Here is an 18,470-nt window from a genome sequence, read left to right as displayed (position 1 = left end):
CCTACGGTCAGGTCAACCCCATGATCATCCGCAGAGCGCGGGGCGGGGTCAGTCTGGGGAAGTGTCCTGGACGGACTTGGCCGGGCCGGTCGCGGATGTGGACTGGTCGCTGGTGCCACCGCCCATCGGGGTGCTCAGGCCGCCGGTGGTGGCGTCGCCGGTGGTGGTCGGGGCGACGGTGCCCGGGTGTCGCTCCGGCTGCCGCGCGACCCGGCGGACGCTGGCCGGCCCGGCGGTGCCACCGGTGGTGGTCACCGCGCCCTGCCCGCCGACGGGACCACCGTCGTGCAGCACCCGTGGATCGATCCGTTCGTCCGCCGGATCGAGCGGGTCGTCGCGCTGGATCTGGCTCTCCACATCGGTGCGGGGCACCGTCACCTCGTCGAGGGCGCCCTTGCCGTACACGCCACCGGCGATCCGATCCTCGGCCTCGCGGGCGGCGTCCTGCCGCATGTCGTCCTCACGCACGTCCATCACCTCGCAGAAGCTGTGGAACTGACTGCGTGCCCGGCCACCGGCCGAGCAAACCCGGCGTGACCGGGAGGTCGTCCACGGCGGTTCACCGTCGCGCCGCCCACCGGCCGCCTGCCCGCCGCCCGAGATGCCCATGCTGTCCGGCGACCGGTGGGAGATGCCCGCCGGCAGGAGGGGATAGCGTGCGCACAGTACGCCGTACCGCCGTCGCGGCCCTGGTGGCCGCGACGGTGACGACCGGGCTCGCGGTGCCCGCCCAGGCGACGCCGCGACCGGACCGGACATTCGACGTGCAGGCCCACCGGGGCGGCCTCGGGCTGCGGGTGGAGAACACCCTCGCCTCCTTCGGCAACGCCCTCCAGCTCGGGGTGACCACCCTCGAACTGGACGTGCAGATCACCGAGGACGGTCAGGCCGTGGTCACCCACGACCGGAAGGTCACCGGCACCAAGTGCGTCGACACCGCCCCGGTGAACCCCGGTGACCCGGAGTTCCCGTACGTCGGGAAGTACGTCAACACGCTCACAGTGGCCCAGGTCCGCACGCTCGACTGCGGCTCGAGGACGCTGGCGGACAAGCCCGGCCAGTTGGCCGTCCCGGGTGCCCGGATGCCGCTGCTGCGTGAGGTCTTCGCGCTGGTCAACCGGTATCAGGCGAAGGACGTGACGCTCAACGTCGAGACCAAGGTGGAGGCCGGCGCGCCGACCGAGACCGCGCCCCGCGAGCAGTTCGTCCGGGTCGTCGCCGCCGAGGTCCGCGCCGCCGGACTGCTCAAGCAGGTCACCGTCCAGAGCTTCGACTGGGGCGCGCTGATGCGGATGCGCCAGGTCGAGCCGAAACTGCCGCTTGTCGCCCTGACCAACTACGACTTCCTGCAGACCGGTCAACCGGGCGCCTCGCCGTGGCTGGGCGGGCTGGACATCGACGACTTCGGCGGCGACCCGATCAAGGCGATCCGCAGCTTCGGCGCCAGCGCCTTCTCGCCGGTGCACGGCATGCCGCAGAACGGCACGGTCACCGAGCCGGGCTACCAGCCGTACGTGACGAAGGAGATGGTCGCGCGGGCGCACCGCTACGGGATCAAGGTGATCCCGTGGACGGTAGACGACCTGCCGACCATGGCCAAGCTGATCGACGACGGCGTGGACGGCCTCATCACCGACTACCCGGACCGGTTGCGCGGCCTGCTGGCGCAGCGCGGCTACCGGCTGCCGAAGGCGTACACCGCGCCGTTCGACATCCAGGCGCACCGTGGCGGTCGGGCCACCCACCCGGAGAACACCCTGCCGGCGTTCGCGAACGCGCTGGCCAACCGGGCCATCTCCACCCTGGAGCTGGACACCAACGTGACCGCCGACGGCAAGCTCGTGGTGCTGCACGATCGCACCGTGAACGGGTCGCACTGCGTCGACACCGCCCCGGTGCGCCCGGGAGACCGGAAGTTCCCGTACGTGGGCAAGCCTGTGCACGAGCTGACCCTGGCGCAGCTCAAAACCGTCGACTGCGGCACGAGGACGCTGCCCGAGCTGCCCGCCCAGGTGCCCGCTCCCGGTGCCCGGATCCCGACCCTGGACGAGGTCTTCGCCCTGGTGAAGGCGAGTGGGCGTACCGACATCGGAATGAACATCGAGACGAAGATCAGCCCGGTGGTGAACGACACCGAGCCGTACCGCAGCTTCACCCGCAAGCTGGTCGACGCGATCCAGCGGGCCGGCTTCACCAGCCGGGCCACCATCCAGTCGTTCGACTGGCGCACCATCACCTACGCCCGGCAGCTCGACCGGCGGATCGGCACTGTCGCCCTGGTCTGGCAGTACGGCCCGGCCGAGTGCGCGACCGTCGCGGACGAGTGCTCGCTCCAGGCGGTGTACGGCAACCCGCTGATCAAGAGCCCGTGGACCGGTGGGTTGGACTGGTGGAAGTACCAGGACCTGGGCAAGCTGACCCGGGCCGCAGGTGCGGGCACGGTGTCGGCCAACTGGCAGGTGCATGACCCGAAGCAGGGCACCGTCGCCTCGACCGACTGGTACCTGCGGGAGAACCCGGCATACTTCCACGGACCGGACGTCCGGACCCTGCAGACCCGTGACCACCTGAAGGTGATCCCGTACACCGTCGATGACGCGGCGGTCATGCAGCGGGTCATCGACCTCGGCGTCGATGGCATCATCACCGACGACCCGGACCTGCTGGTGAGCGTGGCGATCCGCAACGGCCTGCGCTGACCACCGGGCACCCGATCGCCGGCCGGATTTTCCGGCGGCGATCGGTGTTACCTGCTCGGCGGGGTCGGGTAGTCGGGGGTTGTCCCCGCCACGAAAGCGAACCGCACCGTGGCCGACACGCGGTAGCGGGGCGAGGGAGAGCAGGTACGACTCATCGCATCCTGAGGAGGACCAGATGAGCACGCAGGCTGCTTCCACCCGGCCGACGAACCGGCCCATGAACGACCCGCAGAATCCCGCTCAGACGCGGGACATGCAGACCCAGCAGATGCCGGTCATGCACGACGGGCGTCGCAACGACCTGCAGGCACCCGGTACGGAAACCAAGCAGGCGTTCAAGACCACCGAGTTCTGGATCTACCTGATCGCGGTGGCCGCCGTACTGGGCGCGTCGCAGGTCGTGGGTCGGAACACCGCTGGGGTGGACATCTTCCGGGCCGACAACGCCTGGTTCCTGATCACCCTGCTGACGCTGGGCTACCTCGGTAGCCGTGGCCTCGCGAAGGCCGGCAGCAACTGGCGCAGCGGCGAGGAGCGCAAGGCCCGGCACTGACCGGTGCACAGCGCACAGTGGCCTCCGGGAGAACCTCCCGGAGGCCACCGTCGTCGTGTCCATGTCTACTCGTCGCCGCCGAAGTCGCCGAAGTCGCCCTCGAACGCGTCCTCGATCATCTCGCCGGCGATCATGCCGCCGGCGACGCCGAGCGCCGCACCGGCCACCATGCCGCCCATGCCGTGGCCACGGCTGTGACCATGACCGTGGCTCGGGCCGTACTGCGAGCGCAGGGTGCCGTAGCGGGACGTCGTCTCCCGCAGCCAGCCGTCGACGACCTGCGCCCAGTCGACGCGGTCGACGTCGGCGTGCGCCACCTGGTAGCGACCGAACGCGTCGTGCCCGGCGCTGAGGAACCCACCGCGCTTGTCGCACTCCAGGATGACCTCCACGCCGCGCTGGCTGGTCACGAAGGTCAGCTCGACCTCCCGGATCGTGCTCGAATACTGCGGGGAGGCGAAGAACTCGATCTCCTGGTAGAACGGCAGCGTCTGCTGCACGCCCCGGATGTGACCACGCTCCAGGTCGGCGTGCTTGAACCCGAAACCGAGGCGCTGGAACGCCTCCAGGATCCGCTCGTGCACCGGCAGCGGGTGCACCGCCACCTGGTCCAGGTCGCTCTTGTCGACCGCGCGGGCGATCGCCAACTCGGTGCGCAGACCCATCGTCATGCCGTGCAGGCGCTGCCCGTACACGTCGGTGATCGGGGTCTCCCACGGCACCGGCAGCTGGAACGGGATCGACAGCTGCTGCTTCGGGGCGAGTTCGAACGCACCGCTCACCGCCATCCGGTGAAACTCCATGGTGCCCGCGTACTCGGTGTCGTGACCCTCGACCTCGACCCGCGTCACCAGCCCGATCACCACCTGCTCGATGGCCGCCGGGGCGTCGCCGCCGACGAGGTTGACCTGCCCGTCGAGGGTCAGGCCAGGCCGGGTGTTGGGGTTGGTCAGCACGGTGTCCACACTGGGGCCGCCCACACCGAACGCGCTCAACATCTTCTTGAAGACCATCGGAACTCCTGTGCGACGCCGACCGCTCCAGGCTGGAGTCGGACGTTGACTCGACCGGCACCCTATCCAGCACCCCTGTGAGGTGGCTGTGAAGCGCCCGGACGGCCGGCGTCCGTTGATTGACTCCGGTTCATGAAAGTCGGGGTGTCCCAACGACCAGGACACCCCGATTTCAGCGAACCCGAGTCGATCAGCCCTGGCCTTGGCCGATCACCTCGGCGCGCAGCCGTTCGGCGACCTCGTCGGGCGACGGCATCGTGGCGACCTCGGCGCCGATCCGGCGAGCCGCCTCGGTGAACGTCGGCTCGTCGAGCAGTCGGCGCAGTGCCGCCGCGATGGCGGCCGGGTCGGCCTGCCCGGGCATCAGTGCAAGACCCGCTCCGGACGCGGCGACCCGGTCCGCCTGGATGAACTGGTCGGCGCCCTGGGGTACGACCACCATCGGGACGCCACGGGCCAGCGTGCCGAGGGTGGTGCCGGCGCCGCCGTGGGTGATGACCGCGCTGACGTTCTCCAGCAACTGGGCCAGCGGCACGAAGGGGCTGAACTCCACCCGCTCCGAGTCGAGCTGGTAGTCCTCCGGCTTGCCGTCGAGGCCGAGCGTGGCCAGCACGTCGACGTCGACGTCGGTGAGGGCGCCCAGCAGCGGGCCGACCACGGCGGGGTCGGCAAAGACCGTACCGAAGCTGACCAGCACCCGGGGACGCCCGCCGGCCGGCGGCGTGTGCGCGCCCGTCGAAGCGTCGGGCGCCTGGTGCGGTTCCGGCCGCAGCGCGATCCGCTCCACCCCCTGCGGTACGGCGAAGCCCTCGAACTGCAGCCCCGGTGGGCAGGTGTCCAGCAGCCACCGCCCGGTCTGGACGCGCTGCGGCGCGGGCAACCCGCGCTCCTCGTAGCGGGAGCGGACCACCGCGATCAGCGGGTCGGTGAACTCGGCCGGCACCGCCGGACCGAAGGCGAGGGTGGCCAGCGGTACATCGAGACCGGCGGCGACCAGCGGCCCCACGAAGTCGAGCATCTCGTTGACGATCAGATCCGGCCGCCAGCTCTTCGCCTGCGCGAACGCCTCGTCGGCGGTGAGGTCGACCCGGACCCCGGCGAAGAACTCGGCGACCGCCTCCGGGATCGGCTCGGTCGCGGGGTTGATGCCCAGCTTTCGCCCCACCTCGGCGAAGAGGACATCCGGCATGGGGCCAGCCGGCAGCAGCTCGATGCCCTCGGGAGCGAGGAGCGGGGTCATGCCCGCAGCGGTCACCACGGCAACGTCGTGGCCTTGACGCCGGAACGCGCGGATCAGGGGCAGAAGCGGGAGGAAGTGCCCGAAAGACGGCACATTCGAGAAGAGGACTCGCATGCTCATCAGAATACCCTTCTGACGAGATGGGCCGGTAGAGTGCCCTGGTGGCTGCTCAAACCCGCGCCAGTCGGCGCCAGGAGAGCGCCGAGCAAACGCGGCAGTTGATTTTGGATGCGGCGCAGGACCTGTTCATCACCCAGGGGTACGCCGCCACGACGGTCAACGACATCGCCGCCCGCGCCCGGGTTGCCGTGGCGACCGTCTACACCAGCGTCGGCGGCAAGCCGACGCTGCTGCGGGCGCTCATCGAGGCGGGCGTGAACGACCCGGAGACCGCGCAGAACGTGGCGGCCATCGCGGTCGCCGCCGACCCCGGCGAGGTCGTGCGGCTGATCGGCGCCGGGACACGGTACGGCCACCAGAGCCGCCCGCACACGATCCAACTGATGAGGGCGGCGCCGGGCATGACGGCGAGCGCGGCGAACGCGGCGCGTGACGGCGCGGCGGCGTACCGGCAGGCGCTACGGGTCGGCGCGGTACGCCTCGACGAACTGTCCGCCCTACGTCCGGGCCTCACCGTCGAACAGGCCACCCAGGTGCTCTGGTTCTACTTCGGGCTGCACTCCTGGCCACAGCTCGTCGACGAGGGTGGCTGGTCGTACGACGAGGCCGAGCGCTGGCTGGTCGACCGGGCCACCGAGGCACTTCTCCAGCCCTAGCCGAACTCTCCGTCCTTGATTCCGAGGACGAACGCGGTCCACCCTTCGACGGGGTAGACGAGGGTTGCCGCCGCGCGATCCTTGCTGTCGCGCACCGCCACTCGACGCGAACCATCCAGGACCGGCCCCGCCTCGACACAGCTACCACCGTTGCTATTGCTCCGGGTGCTGACGTGCCAGGCCACCGCAGGTAAGGCTTCACTCATGGCAACTCCTCCTTGATCTCCGCGATCAGCTCGGCCGCCTCGCGCCGATCCAACGCGACATCACGAAGCCGATCGTACGCAAGCGCGTAGCGCTTTGACGTTGGAGATTCCATGAAACGGCGCCCGCCCAGTGTCTCGGCATAGGCGACCTCCGGGTATGGCTTGGGCATCCCGAAGAGTACGAACGAACCATCGAGACCGGCGTGCAGCCCCACCCTTGATGGCAGCACGCGGATATCGATGTTCGGCTGCCTCATCAGGTCGCCCAGGTGGTGGAGTTGGCCGCGCATCACGGCAGGGCCACCAACGGGTCGGCGCAGTACGCTTTCATCGATGATCGCCGCCACCCGCACAGTCGGGTTCCGCCTGAGCACACGTTGGCGGTCGATCCTGAGCTGTAGCCACTTGCCGACCGAGAAATCTGTCGCGTCCTCCCCCTCCGCGTTACGAATCACCGCCTCCGCGTAAGCGGGCGTCTGCATGAGGCCCGGCATGAGAAAGGCATCCCAGGAGTAGATGCGTTCCGCCCTGCTCTCCAGCCAGGGGAAATCGATGAATGAGGCGTCAACCAACTCGTCATAGTCGTCGTCCCACCGATCCGTTCGCCACGCATCCTCGGCGAGCTGGATGAAGCGGTTCCGCTCGCGCCCGTCGTGCTCGCCGTAGAGATCGAGCAGCGACACGACGACGCCACGCCGGAACGGCCACTCGGCGCGCTCCCAGCGGGCGATGGACGAAAAATCGCGCTCCAGGAACTCGGCGGCCTGCTTGAGAGTGATGCCGCGTCGCTCCCGTAGCTGCCGCATCTGCTGACCGAGCCATTGGGCACGCAATGTCTGCACGAACGATTCACGCCTGGCGGGCATGGTGCCCCTCTCCTCGCGGACCCTCACGACGAATTTTGTTGGTGTCGTTGCACCAATACCGACGCCACTGGAAACGTGGCCTTCGGGTGAGGTGATCGCCGGCCCCCGGGGACGCCCGGTGCAAACACGGCAACCGCGGCTGTGCCAACAGCCGAGAAGGTGACGAGAGTCGGCCTCGCGAGTGGCAGGCGCATACCGGCTCTCGTCGGGTCTCAACTGGAGCGTCGGGATGTGCGAATCCCGGCTCCGAACCGACTTGAACGAATACCTACCACGGCAAAGGGCGCCTTCGCGACCCTGACCCGCCCATCGGTCGACGACGCGCGAGGTGATGAATGACCCGAGGCACGCTCTACGACGGCACGTTCCACGGCGGGGCTCGGCTGGCTCGGCTGCACCCGAGTCAGGTCCGCGACCGGCAGTTCACCGTCGTCGGTTTCGGCCGACGGGGCCTGGATCCCACTGAGGTACGACGTTTCCTGCACCGCATCGCGCTCGACCTGGTGACGCTGCACCACGATGTGGCTCGGCTCACCGAGGAGAACGCCCGGGTCAAGCGCGCGCTGCGCGACTGGCAGAGCGCCTGGTCCGAGCGGCGTCAGTCGTGAGCCCTGGATGGGAGCACCAGTACAGCGGGCTTTTCACGCCGTTGCCGCGGTTCGCCGTCGAGGCGTACACGGAGATGCCTCGGCATGTGATCCATGTGCCGGTGGCGGTCACCGACCTGGCCGGGGCATTGGACCTGGCGCGGACGCTCGCCCGCTCGCTGGCCTCTACGCCGCAGGTAGACGTCGGCGGCACCACCGTCTCGGTCGAGGACGCGCAGCACGTACGACCCTCAGTCAGGCTCGACGATGACGAGCTCGCCGACCTGCTCGCCGATCGTGGTGCGGGCCTCGGGCGGCAGCCCACGGTCGGTGATCAGCACGTCGGCGGCCTCCAGTGGGGCGATGGTGGCGATGCCGATCGTCTCCCACTTGGTGTGGTCGGCGAGCACCACGAGTCGGCGGGCCGCGCCGATGAGGCACCGGTTGACCCCGGCTTCCAGCAGGTTGGGCGTGGTGAACCCGGTCCGTGGGCTGAGGCCGTGCACACCGAGGAACAGCAGGTCGACGTTGAGCGCGCTGATCGCCGCCTCGGCCACCGGCCCGGTCAACGCGTCCGACGGGGTGCGGATGCCACCGGTCAACACGACGGTCTGGTCGGCGCGCGGGTTCTGGTAGAGCGCGTCGGCCACCGGGATCGAGTTGGTCACCACGGTCAGCCCGCGTACGTCGGAGAGGAGCGTGGCCAGCGCGGCGGTGGTGGTGCCGGCGGAGAGCGCGATGGCCATCCCCGGCTCCACCATTGTCGCCGCCCGCTCGGCGATGGCCCGCTTCTCCGCCTGCTGGCGGATCGACTTCGCCGCGAAACCGGGTTCCTCGGCGGAGCCCGGCCCGGCGAGCGTCGCGCCGCCGTGCACCTTGTCGACCAGGCCGCGCTCGGCCAACACCTCCAGGTCACGCCGGATCGTCATGTCGGACACGCCGAACCGGCTGACCAGGTGACTCACCCGCACCCCGCCGCGTTGGCGGATCAGATCGAGGATGGCGGTCTGCCGCTGCTGGGCGAGCATCTGGGGAACCTCCTTCGGGCCGTGAAAGTCATGCGGATCAAACCCGATCCTCACGGATGACAGCCACCTCACCGGGAAGCAGCGTCAGCTCACCGGCACATGGTGCGCCAGTCAGCAGCTCGACGCCGTGCGCCGGCAGGCGTACCTCGGTGTCGGTGTGGTTGATCGCGAACAGCCAGGTCCGGTCGCCGTCGCGGCGGCGGACCACCTCCACCCCGGACGGCGCCGACGCCGCCGGGCGAACGCCGGCCTCGGCGAGCAGCCGGGCCAACAGCTTGTCCGTGGCCGGGTCGTCCAACCGGGTCCCGACATACCAGGCGGCGCCCTCGCCCACCGGGTGCCGGGTCAGCGCCGGCACGCCCGGCAAGGGCCCGTCGGTGTACGACGCGAGCACCTCGGCGCCGTCCGGGTGCACCCACTCGGTCCACACGTCGGCGGTGCTGCCGTCGTCGAGGTGGACCCGCTCGCCCTCGCGCAGCGGGAAGAACTCCTCGGTCCGGACGCCGAGCAGCTCCCGGAACGCGCCCGGGTAGCCGCCGAGGCGGATGTGGTCGTTCGCGTCGACGATGCCGCTGAAGTAGGTGACCGCCGCCGTGCCGCCGCTCTCGACGTAGCGGTGCAGCGCCTCGACGTCGGCGTCCCGGACCAGGTAGAGGGTCGGCGCCAGGACCAGCCGGTAGCCGCTGAGGTCGGCCGACGGGTGGACGATGTCGGCGGTCACGCCGGCCCGCCAGAGCGAGCCGTACAGGGCGTTCAGCCGGTCGGCATAGGTGACATCGGCGCTCGGGTGGGAATCCAACTCGACACCCCACCACGCCTCCCAGTCGAACAGGATCGCCACGTCGGCGTCCACCCGACTACCGCGTACCTCGGCGAGCGCCTTGAGGTCCGCGCCGAGCTGGCAGACCTCGCGGAACACCTTGGTGTCCGGCCCGGCGTGCGGCACCAGCGCGGAGTGGAACTTCTCGGCGCCGGCCCGGGAGGCACGCCACTGGAAGAAGAGCACCCCGTCGGCGCCGCGGGCGACGTGCGCGAGGCTGTTGCGGCGAAGCTGCCCGGGCAGCTTGGCCACGTTGCGGGGCTGCCAGTTCACCGCGCTTGTGGAGTGCTCCATCAGCAGCCAGGGATTGCCGCCGGCGACACCCCGGGTGTGGTCGGCGGCGAGGGCGAGCCCGAGGTGTGCCCGCGGGTCGGCCGCGGTCAGGTAGTGGTCGTTGGACACCAGGTCCACATCGGAGGCCCAGGAGTGGTAGTCCATGTGCTTGACGCCCAAGCCGATCATGAAGTTGGTGGTGACCGGCTGCCGGACCAACGTCCGCAGCACCTCGCGCTCGACGCGTAGTTGGGAGCGCTGCTCGTCGGAGGAGAACCGCAGGAAGTCCAACTGCTGCGTGGGGTTGGCGAAGGTCGGCGCGGTGCGCGGCGGGTTGATCTCGGCCCAGTCGCCGTAGCGCTGACTCCAGAACGCGGTGCCCCAGGCGTCGTTGAGCCGGTCCAGGTCGCCGTAGCGCTCGCGCAGCCAGCGGCGGAACGCCTCGGCGCTGACGTCGCAGTAGCAGTGCACGTTGTGGCAGCCCAGCTCGTTGGAGACGTGCCACATGACCACGGCGGGATGCTCGGCGTACCGGCCGGCGACCGCGCGCACCAGCTCCAGCGACCGCTCCCGGAACACGGGCGAGCTGGGGCAGTACGCCTGTCGTCCCCCGGGCCAGAGGATCGCGCCGTCGGCCCGGCGGGGCAGTGTCTCCGGGTACGCGCGGGCCAACCACGGCGGCGGGCTGGCCGTGGCGGTGGCCAGGTCGACCTGGATGCCACCGTCGTGCAGCAGGTCCAGCACCCGGTCCAGCCAGCCGAACTCGAACCGCCCCGGGCTGGGCTCCAGCAGCGCCCAGGAGAAGATGCCGACGGAGACCAGGTTGACCCCGGCCTGTCGCATCAGGTCGACGTCCTGCGACCAGGTCTCCTCGGGCCACTGCTCGGGGTTGTAGTCGCCGCCGAAATAGATGCCTTCACCCTGCCATCGCCGCATGACAGCTGAGGGTGCACCCGCTGGCCCACGGAAGTCAACAGGTTCCAACATCGAGGTTCTTTCCAACGTTTACCAGATAACGGCCGTGTCACGACTGGGTTATTAGAGGCGAACAGCCCTCTTGACAGCGCTCGACTGAAGGGTAGCTTGAGGCCCCAATGGCCGTTCGTGTTCGCCAATGTGGATTCTCGGTGGATCTCAATGTGCGATCACGACGCCGGACCTGCCTTCACCACCCTGACGGCCCTTGGGCGTAGCACCTCTTCATCCGCAGGAGGCACAGATGTCCCGTCCCCAATCCCAAGCCGAGTACCTCGCTCGGCTCGTACCGCCCTCAGTCGCCGGCCTCAACCGACGATCGTTGCTGGCCGGCGCGGCCGGCACGGGCACGCTGCTCGGCACCGGCCTGCTCGCCGGCTGCGGCGACGACTCCGACTCCGGGGGGTCCAGCAAGGACGTGTCGCTCGGCTCGAACCAGTCCGACCCGAAGCCGAAGGACGTCCTCGTCAAGGTCACCGACGGCTTCAAGACCTCGTCCGGGGTGCAGGTCGCGGTGAACACGGTCGACCACAACACGTTCCAGGAGAACATCAACAATTACCTACAGGGCAAGCCGGACGACGTGTTCACCTGGTTCGCCGGCTACCGGATGCGCTTCTTCGCGCAGAAGGGCCTGGCCAGCGACATCAGCGACGTGTGGAGCAAGCTCTCCGGCTACTCCGACGCCTTCAAGAAGGCATCCACCGGCGACGACGGCAAGCAGTACTTCGTACCGGCGACGTACTACCCGTGGGCGGTCTTTTACCGCAAGTCGGTGTGGCAGCAGCGCGGCTACCAGGTGCCCACCACCCTGGACCAGTTCACCGCGCTCGGCGCACAGATGAAGAGGGACGGCCTCACCCCCATCGCCTTCGCCGACAAGGACGGCTGGCCGGCGATGGGCACCTTCGACATCCTCAACCTGCGCATCAACGGCTACCAGTTCCACATCGACCTGATGGCCGGCAAGGAGGCCTGGACCTCCGACAAGGTCAAGAAGGTCTTCGACACCTGGGCCGGCCTGCTCCCCCTGCACCAGCCGGACAGCCTCGGCCGCACCTGGCAGGAGGCCGCGCAGTCGTTGCAGCAGAAGAAGAGCGGCATGTACCTGCTCGGCCTCTTCGTCGGTCAGCAGTTCAGCAACGAGGAGCAGAGCGACCTCGACTTCTTCACCTTCCCCGAGATCGACCCGGCCATCGGCGCCAAGGCGCTGGACGCCCCGATCGACGGCTACATGATGGCGCGCAAGCCCAAGAACGAGGACAACGCGCGCAAGCTGCTGGAGTACTTCGGTGGCAAGAACGCCGCGAACATCACCGTCAAGAGTGACCCGGCCACCCTGGTCGCCAACACCGGCGCCGACGTCGGCGGCTACACCGCCCTGCAGAAGAAGGCCGCCGAACTGGTCGGGTCGGCCACCGAGATCGCCCAGTTCCTCGACCGGGACACCCGGCCGGACTTCGCCTCGACGGTGATCATCCCGGCGCTCCAGCAGTTCATCAAGAACCCCAAGGACATCGGCGGGCTCACCTCGTCCATCGAGAACCAGAAAAAGTCGATCTTTACTGACTGACGGCGGAAGGGGGAGGACATCGTGTCCGACCTGCCCCTGATCCAAGCGGATCGCGCCGTGCCGCCGCCGGCCACGACCACCTCCACGGGTGGTCGTCGCCGGCGGCTACGGCTCCTGTCCCGCACCGACCGCGTGGTCATCACGCTGATGGTGCTCGTCCCGCTGCTGCTCGTCACCGGCTTCGTCTGGTTGCCGGCGGCGGCCACAGTGCTGCTCTCCGCCACCAACTGGGACGGCATCGGTCCCCTCAACGAGATCGAGTTCGTCGGCGCGCGCAACTACAGCGACGTGGTGAACATCTACCCGCCGTTCGTGCCGGCGGTCCAACACAACCTGCTCTGGCTGGCGGCGCTCTTCGTGGTCGCCACCCCGTTCGGCATGTTCCTGGCCGTGCTGTTGGACAAGGAGCTGCGCGGCAGCCGCTTCTACCAGACGGCGCTCTACCTGCCGGTGGTGCTCTCGCTGGCGCTCATCGGCTTCGTCTGGCAGCTGCTCTACTCCCGGGACCAGGGCCTGATCAACGCCGTCTTCGGCAGCAACATCGACTGGTACGGCGACTCGAACGTCAACATCTGGGCGGTGATGATCGCCTCCGGGTGGCGGCACGTCGGGTACATCATGCTGCTCTACCTGGCCGGTCTGAAGGGCGTCGATCCATCGTTGCGCGAGGCCGCGGCGGTCGACGGCGCCTCGGAGCGACGGGCGTTCTTCCGGGTCGTGTTCCCGGTCATGCGGCCCATCAACATCATCGTGCTGGTGGTGACCGTGATCGAGTCGCTGCGCGCGTTCGACCTGGTCTGGGTGGTCAACAAGGGCCGCAACGGGCTGGAGCTGATCTCCGCGCTGGTGACCCAGAACGTGGTGGGCGAGGCGAGCCGGATCGGCTTCGGGTCGGCACTGGCGACGATCATGCTGGTCGTCTCGCTGATCTTCATCACCATCTACCTGGCGACCGTGATGAGGGAGAACCGGGAATGAGCACCGCGACCATTACCCGGCGTACCGAGGGTGGACCCGACGCGCCGCCACGCCGCCGCAAGCTGACCCCGTTGCGGATGCTGCTGCACGGCTTCCTCATCGCCGTCTCGCTGGCCTGGCTCTTCCCGATCGCCTGGGCGGTGCTGACCTCGCTGCGCTCGTACGACTACACCGCCGCCAACGGGTACGTCTCGTTCGGCGGCTGGACGATCGACAACTACGTCACCGCCTGGCGGACCGCGGAGTTCGGCCAGCACTTCCTCAACTCGGTGTACATCACCGTGCCGGCGGTGCTGCTCACCCTCTTCCTCGCCTCCTGCGTGGCGTTCGTCATCGCCCGGTTCAGCTGGAAGCTCAACCTCGTCCTGCTCGGGGTGTTCACCGCAGCCAACCTGCTGCCCCAGCAGGCGCTGCTCATCCCGCTGTTCCGGCTGTTCACCGAGGTGCCACTGCCGGAGTTCATGAGCGACTCGGAGCTGCTCTACGACAGCTACTGGGGCCTGATCCTGATCAACGTGGCCTTCCAGTGTGGATTCTGCGTCTTCGTGCTCAGCAACTACATGAAGGCCCTGCCCCGTGACCTGTACGAGGCGGCCATGGTCGACGGCGCGAGCATCTGGCGACAGTACTGGCAGGTCACCATGCCGCTGTGCCGGCCGGCCCTGGCCGCGCTGGCGACGCTGGAGGTGACCTGGATCTACAACGAGTTCTTCTGGGCCACCGTCCTCATGCGCACCGGCGACAAGTTCCCGGTGACCAGCTCGCTGAACAACCTGCGCGGTGAGTTCTTCACCGACAACAACCTGGTCTCGGCGGGCAGCGTGCTCGTCGCGATCCCCACCCTGGTGATCTTCTTTATGCTCCAGCGGCACTTCGTTCGGGGCCTGACCTTGGGAGCCTCCAAAGGATGACCATCCTGCACCTGCGCCGCGCGCGGACCAGCCTGGTGCTCGACGCGCGCGGCCCGGGGCTGCCCCGGGTCGTGCACTGGGGCGGCGACATCGGCGACCTCGACGACGACGGGCTGCGCCAGCTCACCGACGCGACCGTACCGCCGGTGGTGCCGAGCAGCTTCGACGAGCCGATCGTGCTGTCCCTGCTGCCCGAGGCGAGCGCCGGCTGGAGCGGCCGACCGGGGTTGGCCGGGCACCGCGACGGACGAGACTGGTCCACCTCCTTCCGCCTCGACGGGTTGGACGTGCGCGACATCGGCCCCGACCCGGGCCACCTGGCTGCGGGCGGGGAGGTGGTGGCCGTACTCCCGGCCGACGGTGGGCACGGCGGGCCCGGCGCGGCGCTGCTGACGGTGCGGGCCTCGGACCAGGCCGCCGGGCTGACAGTGACCATCGAGATCACCCTCGACCCGTACGGTCTGCTGACCGTTCGGCACCGGCTGCGCAACGACGGCGACAGCGTGTACGAGCTGCGGGAGCTGACGCCGGTGCTGCCGGTGCCGGCGGTCGCCACGGAGCTGCTCGACCTGACCGGCCGATGGTGTCGGGAACGGTCCCCGCAGCGGCACCCGTGGCCGCACGGCGCCTGGGTCCGCGAGGGGCGACACGGCCGCACCGGGCACGACGCCACGCTGCTGCTGGTGGCCGGCACCGCCGGGTTCGGCTTCGGCCACGGCGAGGTCTGGGCGGTGCACACCGCGTGGAGCGGTGACCACGTCACCGTCGCCGAGCGCCGACCCACCGGCGAGTCGACCCTCGGTGGCGGGGAGTTGCTGGCCCCCGGCGAGATCCGGCTGGCCCCCGGCGAGTGGTACGACACTCCGCTGCTCTACGCGGTCTGGTCGGACACCGGGCTGGACGGGCTCAGCGACGTGCTGCACACGCACCTCCGGGCCCGCCCCGAGCACCCGCGCTCCCCGCGCCCGGTGACCCTCAACGTCTGGGAGGCGGTCTACTTCGACCACGACCTGGACCGTCTGCGAGGGCTCGCCGACCGGGCCGCGCAGCTCGGCGTGGAGCGGTTCGTGCTCGACGACGGCTGGTTCCGCGGCCGGCGCGACGACACCGCCGGACTCGGCGACTGGTACGTCGACGAGGGCGTCTGGCCGGACGGCCTACAACCGCTGATCGACCACGTGACCGGCCAGGGCCTCCAGTTCGGTCTCTGGGTCGAGCCGGAAATGGTCAACCCCAACTCGGACCTGTTCCGCGCGCACCGCGACTGGTTGCTCACCGTGCCGGGGGCGGCTGCCGCCGGCCTGGCGTCACCAGCAGGTGCTCGACCTGGGCCGCCCCGAGGCGTACGACCACGTGCTGGAACGCCTCGACACGCTGCTCACCGACCACCCCGGCATCCGGTACCTCAAGTGGGACCAGAACCGGGACCTCACCGAGGCCGGGCATGATGGCCGCCCCGGGGTGCACGGGCAGACCCTGGCGGTCTACCGGCTGTTCGACGAGTTGCGCGGACGGCACCCGGGCGTGGAGATCGAGAGCTGCTCGTCCGGCGGGGCCCGAGTGGACCTGGCCATCCTGGAGCGCACCGACCGGGTCTGGGCCAGCGACTGCAACGACGCCCTGGAGCGGCTCAGCATCCAGCGTTGGACGGGCCTGCTGCTGCCACCGGAGCTGATCGGCACCCACGTCGGCCCGGAACGCTCGCACACCACCAACCGCGTCCACGACCTGGGATTCCGGGCGGCGACCGCGCTCTTCGGCCACCACGGCATCGAGTGGGACATCGCCTCGATCAGCGCCGCCGAGCAGACCGAACTGGCCGCCTGGGTGGCGCTGCACAAGCGGCTGCGCCCGCTGCTGCACGCCGGCCGGGTGGTCCGGGTCGACCACCCTGACCCGGCCGTCTGGGCGCACGGTGTGGTCGACCCGGGCCAGACCCGAGCGGTGTACGCGGTGGCCCGCCTGACCACCTCGGTCACGCAGGTTCCGGGCGCGGTCCGGCTGCCCGGCCTCGACCCGCTCCGGCGTTACCGGGTGCGGCCAGTGGCCGACGTACCGGCCCCGGTGACCATCGACCGGTCCGCGCCCACCTGGCTGGCCGGTGGTGTCACAGTCAGCGGGGCGGCGCTGGCCCGGCTGGGCGTGCAGCTGCCCGCCCTGCACCCGGAGCAGAGCCTGGTGCTGGAGGTCGACGCCGTCGACTGACAAGATTTTTGGAAAATCTCGGCCGGGGTGTCGAGAACCGTGTCGTCGGCTTCTACCTCAGGGTGAGAGCACCGACGATGGTGCGCGGTCGTGAGGAGCGAGACGATGAAGTACATGCTGCTGATGCAGTTCAGCGCCGCCGGCACTGACTTCCCGAGCATCGACACCTGGACCCCGGAGGAGATCCGGGCGCACATCGCGTTCATGGGCGAGGTCAACGACAAGCTCACCGCCGCCGGTGAGTGGGTCGACGGGCAGGGCCTCGGCGGCCCGCAGCAGGCCCGGATCGTCCGCGCCGGTGACGGCGGTGCGCCGGTGGTCACCGAGGGCCCGTTCGCCGAGACGAAGGAGTTCCTGGCCGGCTTCTGGATCGTCGACTGCGCGAGCCCCGAGCGGGCCGTGGAGCTGGCGGCGTACATTTCCACGGCACCCGGCCCCGGCGGCCGACCGCTGAACATGCCGATCGAGGTGCACCCGGTGATGTCCGCTCCAGCACAGGAGTTGTGAGGCCTGAGCACCGATTCCCGCATCGAGGACCTGCTGCGCGAGTTGGCGCCGCAGGTCCTCGGCGTGCTCACTCGCCGGTTCGGTGACTTCGCCACCGCCGAGGACGCCGTGCAGGAGGCGCTGCTGGCCGCCGCCACCCAGTGGCCGACCGAGGGGCTGCCGGCGAACCCCCGTGGCTGGCTGATCCAGGTCGCTACCGCCGGATGATCGAACTGGTCCGCGGTGAGCAGGCCCGCCGCCGCCGGGAGGACCTGGTCGCCCGGCAGGATCCAGACGACCAACGGTACGCGCCCGCGGCCGATGAGGAGTTGACCGCCGAGCGGGACGACACCCTGGTCCTGCTCTTCCTCTGCTGCCACCCGGCGCTTGCCCCGACGTCGGCTGTGGCGTTGACCCTGCGCGCTGTCGGCGGGCTGAGCACCGCCGAGATCGCCCGCGCGTTCCTGGTGCCCGAGGCGACCATGGCGCAGCGGATCAGCCGGGCCAAGCAGCGCATCAAGGCTTCCGAGCTGCCGTTCCGGATGCCCGAGCCGACCGAGCGGGCGGACCGCCTGGCGGTCGTCCGGCAGGTGCTCTACCTGGTCTTCACCGAGGGGCACACCAGCACCGCCGGCCCGGACCTGCGCCGGGTCGACCTCGCGGCGGAGGCGATCCGGTTGACCCGCGCGCTGCACACGATGCTGCCCGACGACAGCGAGTCGGCTGGGCTGCTGGCGTTGATGCTGCTCACCGAGGCACGCGGTCCGGCACGGACCGGGCCTTCCGGCGAGCTGATCTCGCTGGCCGACCAGGACCGCGCCCGCTGGGACGCGGCGGCCATCGCGGAGGGCGTCGCACTGGTCACCCGGGCGCTGCCGCGTGGGCCGGTCGGCCCGTACCAGGTGCAGGCCGCCATCGCCGCCCTGCACGACGAGGCGCCGAGCACCGAGCAGACCGACTGGCCGCAGATCCTGGCGCTCTACGAGGTGCTGGAACGCCTGGCCGGCAGCCCGGTGGTGGCCCTCAACCGGGCTGTGGCCACCGCCATGGTGCACGGGCCGGCGGCCGGGCTGGCCGCCCTCGACACGCTCGCCGACGACCCGCAACTGGCCGGCCAGCACCGGCTGGCCGCCGCCCGCGCCCATCTGCACGAGATGGCCGGCGACCCGGGCCCAGGCGATCCTCGACTACCGGGCCGCCGCGGCGAGGACGGGCCAGTCGCCCGGAACAGCTCTACCTGACCATGCGGGCGGCCCGACTCGCCGCCGAGGCGGGGCCGAC

At 69.9% G+C, this 18,470-nt stretch carries 16 protein-coding genes and 2 pseudogenes; 11 read left to right on the top strand and 7 right to left on the bottom strand.

All coding sequences use genetic code 11. From position 1 onward, the window contains the following. Window positions 1–48 precede the first annotated feature (48 nt). Entirely contained in the window at window positions 49–468 is a 420-nt protein-coding gene (locus tag JM949_RS21890) for a hypothetical protein (RefSeq protein ID WP_203150242.1), read from the bottom strand. Between the two features lie 188 nt (window positions 469–656). Between JM949_RS21890 and JM949_RS37525 the strand changes: the two genes are divergently transcribed. Both JM949_RS37525 and JM949_RS21875 read left to right on the top strand, forming a co-directional pair. Next, window positions 657–2,699 (top strand): glycerophosphodiester phosphodiesterase family protein, encoded by a 2,043-nt coding sequence (locus tag JM949_RS37525; RefSeq protein ID WP_309232265.1) that lies wholly within the window; start codon window positions 657–659, stop codon window positions 2,697–2,699. 175 nt (window positions 2,700–2,874) lie between these two features. After that, window positions 2,875–3,252 (top strand): hypothetical protein, encoded by a 378-nt coding sequence (locus JM949_RS21875; protein WP_203150241.1) that lies wholly within the window; start codon window positions 2,875–2,877, stop codon window positions 3,250–3,252. A 65-nt stretch (window positions 3,253–3,317) separates the two neighbouring features. Here the strand turns inward: JM949_RS21875 and JM949_RS21870 are convergent, their stop codons facing one another. Further along, window positions 3,318–4,265, bottom strand: a complete 948-nt coding sequence (locus JM949_RS21870; protein WP_203150240.1) for a sporulation protein — start codon at window positions 4,263–4,265, stop codon at window positions 3,318–3,320. 190 nt (window positions 4,266–4,455) lie between these two features. After that, the gene (locus JM949_RS21865; RefSeq protein ID WP_203150239.1) at window positions 4,456–5,625 is read right to left on the bottom strand and encodes a glycosyltransferase; all 1,170 of its coding nucleotides are present in this window, start codon (window positions 5,623–5,625) and stop codon (window positions 4,456–4,458) included. Window positions 5,626–5,666: 41 nt separating this feature from the next. Here JM949_RS21865 and JM949_RS21860 point away from each other — a divergent pair, with 41 nt between their 5' ends. Then, window positions 5,667–6,281 (top strand): TetR/AcrR family transcriptional regulator, encoded by a 615-nt coding sequence (locus JM949_RS21860; RefSeq protein WP_203150238.1) that lies wholly within the window; start codon window positions 5,667–5,669, stop codon window positions 6,279–6,281. Here JM949_RS21860 and JM949_RS21855 read toward each other — a convergent pair. Both JM949_RS21855 and JM949_RS21850 read right to left on the bottom strand, forming a co-directional pair. Then, on the bottom strand, window positions 6,278–6,487 hold the full coding sequence (locus tag JM949_RS21855; RefSeq protein ID WP_203121056.1) for a DUF397 domain-containing protein: 210 nt from the start codon (window positions 6,485–6,487) through the stop codon (window positions 6,278–6,280). The genes JM949_RS21860 and JM949_RS21855 overlap by 4 nt on opposite strands. Next, a complete protein-coding gene (locus JM949_RS21850) occupies window positions 6,484–7,353 on the bottom strand; it encodes a helix-turn-helix domain-containing protein (protein ID WP_203150237.1) in 870 nt (289 codons plus the stop codon). Before JM949_RS21850 ends, JM949_RS21855 begins: the two co-directional genes overlap by 4 nt. Window positions 7,354–7,688: 335 nt before the next feature. Between JM949_RS21850 and JM949_RS21845 the strand changes: the two genes are divergently transcribed. Continuing rightward, the gene (locus tag JM949_RS21845; RefSeq protein ID WP_203150236.1) at window positions 7,689–7,961 is read left to right on the top strand and encodes a DivIVA domain-containing protein; all 273 of its coding nucleotides are present in this window, start codon (window positions 7,689–7,691) and stop codon (window positions 7,959–7,961) included. Between the two features lie 230 nt (window positions 7,962–8,191). On the opposite strand, the gene JM949_RS21840 is transcribed toward JM949_RS21845, so the two are convergent. Continuing rightward, the gene (locus tag JM949_RS21840; protein WP_112603873.1) at window positions 8,192–8,968 is read right to left on the bottom strand and encodes a DeoR/GlpR family DNA-binding transcription regulator; all 777 of its coding nucleotides are present in this window, start codon (window positions 8,966–8,968) and stop codon (window positions 8,192–8,194) included. Window positions 8,969–9,005: 37 nt separating this feature from the next. Continuing rightward, the gene (locus JM949_RS21835; RefSeq protein WP_203150235.1) at window positions 9,006–10,997 is read right to left on the bottom strand and encodes a beta-galactosidase; all 1,992 of its coding nucleotides are present in this window, start codon (window positions 10,995–10,997) and stop codon (window positions 9,006–9,008) included. Window positions 10,998–11,280: 283 nt separating this feature from the next. Here JM949_RS21835 and JM949_RS21830 point away from each other — a divergent pair, with 283 nt between their 5' ends. From JM949_RS21830 to JM949_RS21805, 7 genes and pseudogenes are all read left to right on the top strand, one after another. Beyond that, complete coding sequence (locus tag JM949_RS21830) at window positions 11,281–12,609, top strand: ABC transporter substrate-binding protein (RefSeq protein ID WP_203150234.1); 1,329 nt, start codon at window positions 11,281–11,283, stop codon at window positions 12,607–12,609. Between the two features lie 21 nt (window positions 12,610–12,630). Further along, complete coding sequence (locus JM949_RS21825) at window positions 12,631–13,587, top strand: carbohydrate ABC transporter permease (protein ID WP_203150233.1); 957 nt, start codon at window positions 12,631–12,633, stop codon at window positions 13,585–13,587. Further along, entirely contained in the window at window positions 13,584–14,498 is a 915-nt protein-coding gene (locus tag JM949_RS21820; protein WP_203150232.1) for a carbohydrate ABC transporter permease, read from the top strand. Before JM949_RS21825 ends, JM949_RS21820 begins: the two co-directional genes overlap by 4 nt. After that, window positions 14,495–15,724 (top strand): annotated as a pseudogene (locus tag JM949_RS21815) (glycoside hydrolase family 36 N-terminal domain-containing protein); the annotation flags it as partial. The gene JM949_RS21820 and the pseudogene JM949_RS21815, both read left to right, overlap by 4 nt. Before the next feature lie 91 nt (window positions 15,725–15,815). Continuing rightward, entirely contained in the window at window positions 15,816–16,703 is an 888-nt protein-coding gene (locus JM949_RS38630; RefSeq protein WP_309232264.1) for an alpha-galactosidase, read from the top strand. Between the two features lie 105 nt (window positions 16,704–16,808). Next, window positions 16,809–17,210 carry a YciI family protein gene (locus JM949_RS21810; protein WP_203150231.1) on the top strand — a complete coding sequence of 134 codons (402 nt, stop codon included), beginning with the start codon at window positions 16,809–16,811 and terminating at the stop codon, window positions 17,208–17,210. 3 nt (window positions 17,211–17,213) lie between these two features. Next, window positions 17,214–18,470 (top strand): annotated as a pseudogene (locus JM949_RS21805) (RNA polymerase sigma factor); the annotation flags it as partial.

This window comes from Micromonospora tarensis, assembly GCF_016803395.1.
GTDB lineage: Bacteria > Actinomycetota > Actinomycetes > Mycobacteriales > Micromonosporaceae > Micromonospora > Micromonospora tarensis.
This window is presented reverse-complemented; position numbering and strand designations above follow the sequence as displayed.

Excerpts from the sequence above, each read along its gene's own strand:
- JM949_RS21875 (WP_203150241.1), top strand. The coding sequence starts at position 2,875 with ATGAGCACGCAGGCTGCTTCCACCCGGCCGACGAACCGGCCCATGAAC.
- JM949_RS21870 (WP_203150240.1), bottom strand. The coding sequence starts at position 4,265 with ATGGTCTTCAAGAAGATGTTGAGCGCGTTCGGTGTGGGCGGCCCCAGT.
- JM949_RS21865 (WP_203150239.1), bottom strand. The coding sequence starts at position 5,625 with ATGAGCATGCGAGTCCTCTTCTCGAATGTGCCGTCTTTCGGGCACTTC.
- JM949_RS21855 (WP_203121056.1), bottom strand. The coding sequence starts at position 6,487 with ATGAGTGAAGCCTTACCTGCGGTGGCCTGGCACGTCAGCACCCGGAGC.
- JM949_RS21850 (WP_203150237.1), bottom strand. The coding sequence starts at position 7,353 with ATGCCCGCCAGGCGTGAATCGTTCGTGCAGACATTGCGTGCCCAATGG.
- JM949_RS21845 (WP_203150236.1), top strand. The coding sequence starts at position 7,689 with ATGACCCGAGGCACGCTCTACGACGGCACGTTCCACGGCGGGGCTCGG.
- JM949_RS21840 (WP_112603873.1), bottom strand. The coding sequence starts at position 8,968 with ATGCTCGCCCAGCAGCGGCAGACCGCCATCCTCGATCTGATCCGCCAA.
- JM949_RS21835 (WP_203150235.1), bottom strand. The coding sequence starts at position 10,997 with ATGCGGCGATGGCAGGGTGAAGGCATCTATTTCGGCGGCGACTACAAC.
- JM949_RS21830 (WP_203150234.1), top strand. The coding sequence starts at position 11,281 with ATGTCCCGTCCCCAATCCCAAGCCGAGTACCTCGCTCGGCTCGTACCG.
- JM949_RS21820 (WP_203150232.1), top strand. The coding sequence starts at position 13,584 with ATGAGCACCGCGACCATTACCCGGCGTACCGAGGGTGGACCCGACGCG.
- JM949_RS21810 (WP_203150231.1), top strand. The coding sequence starts at position 16,809 with ATGAAGTACATGCTGCTGATGCAGTTCAGCGCCGCCGGCACTGACTTC.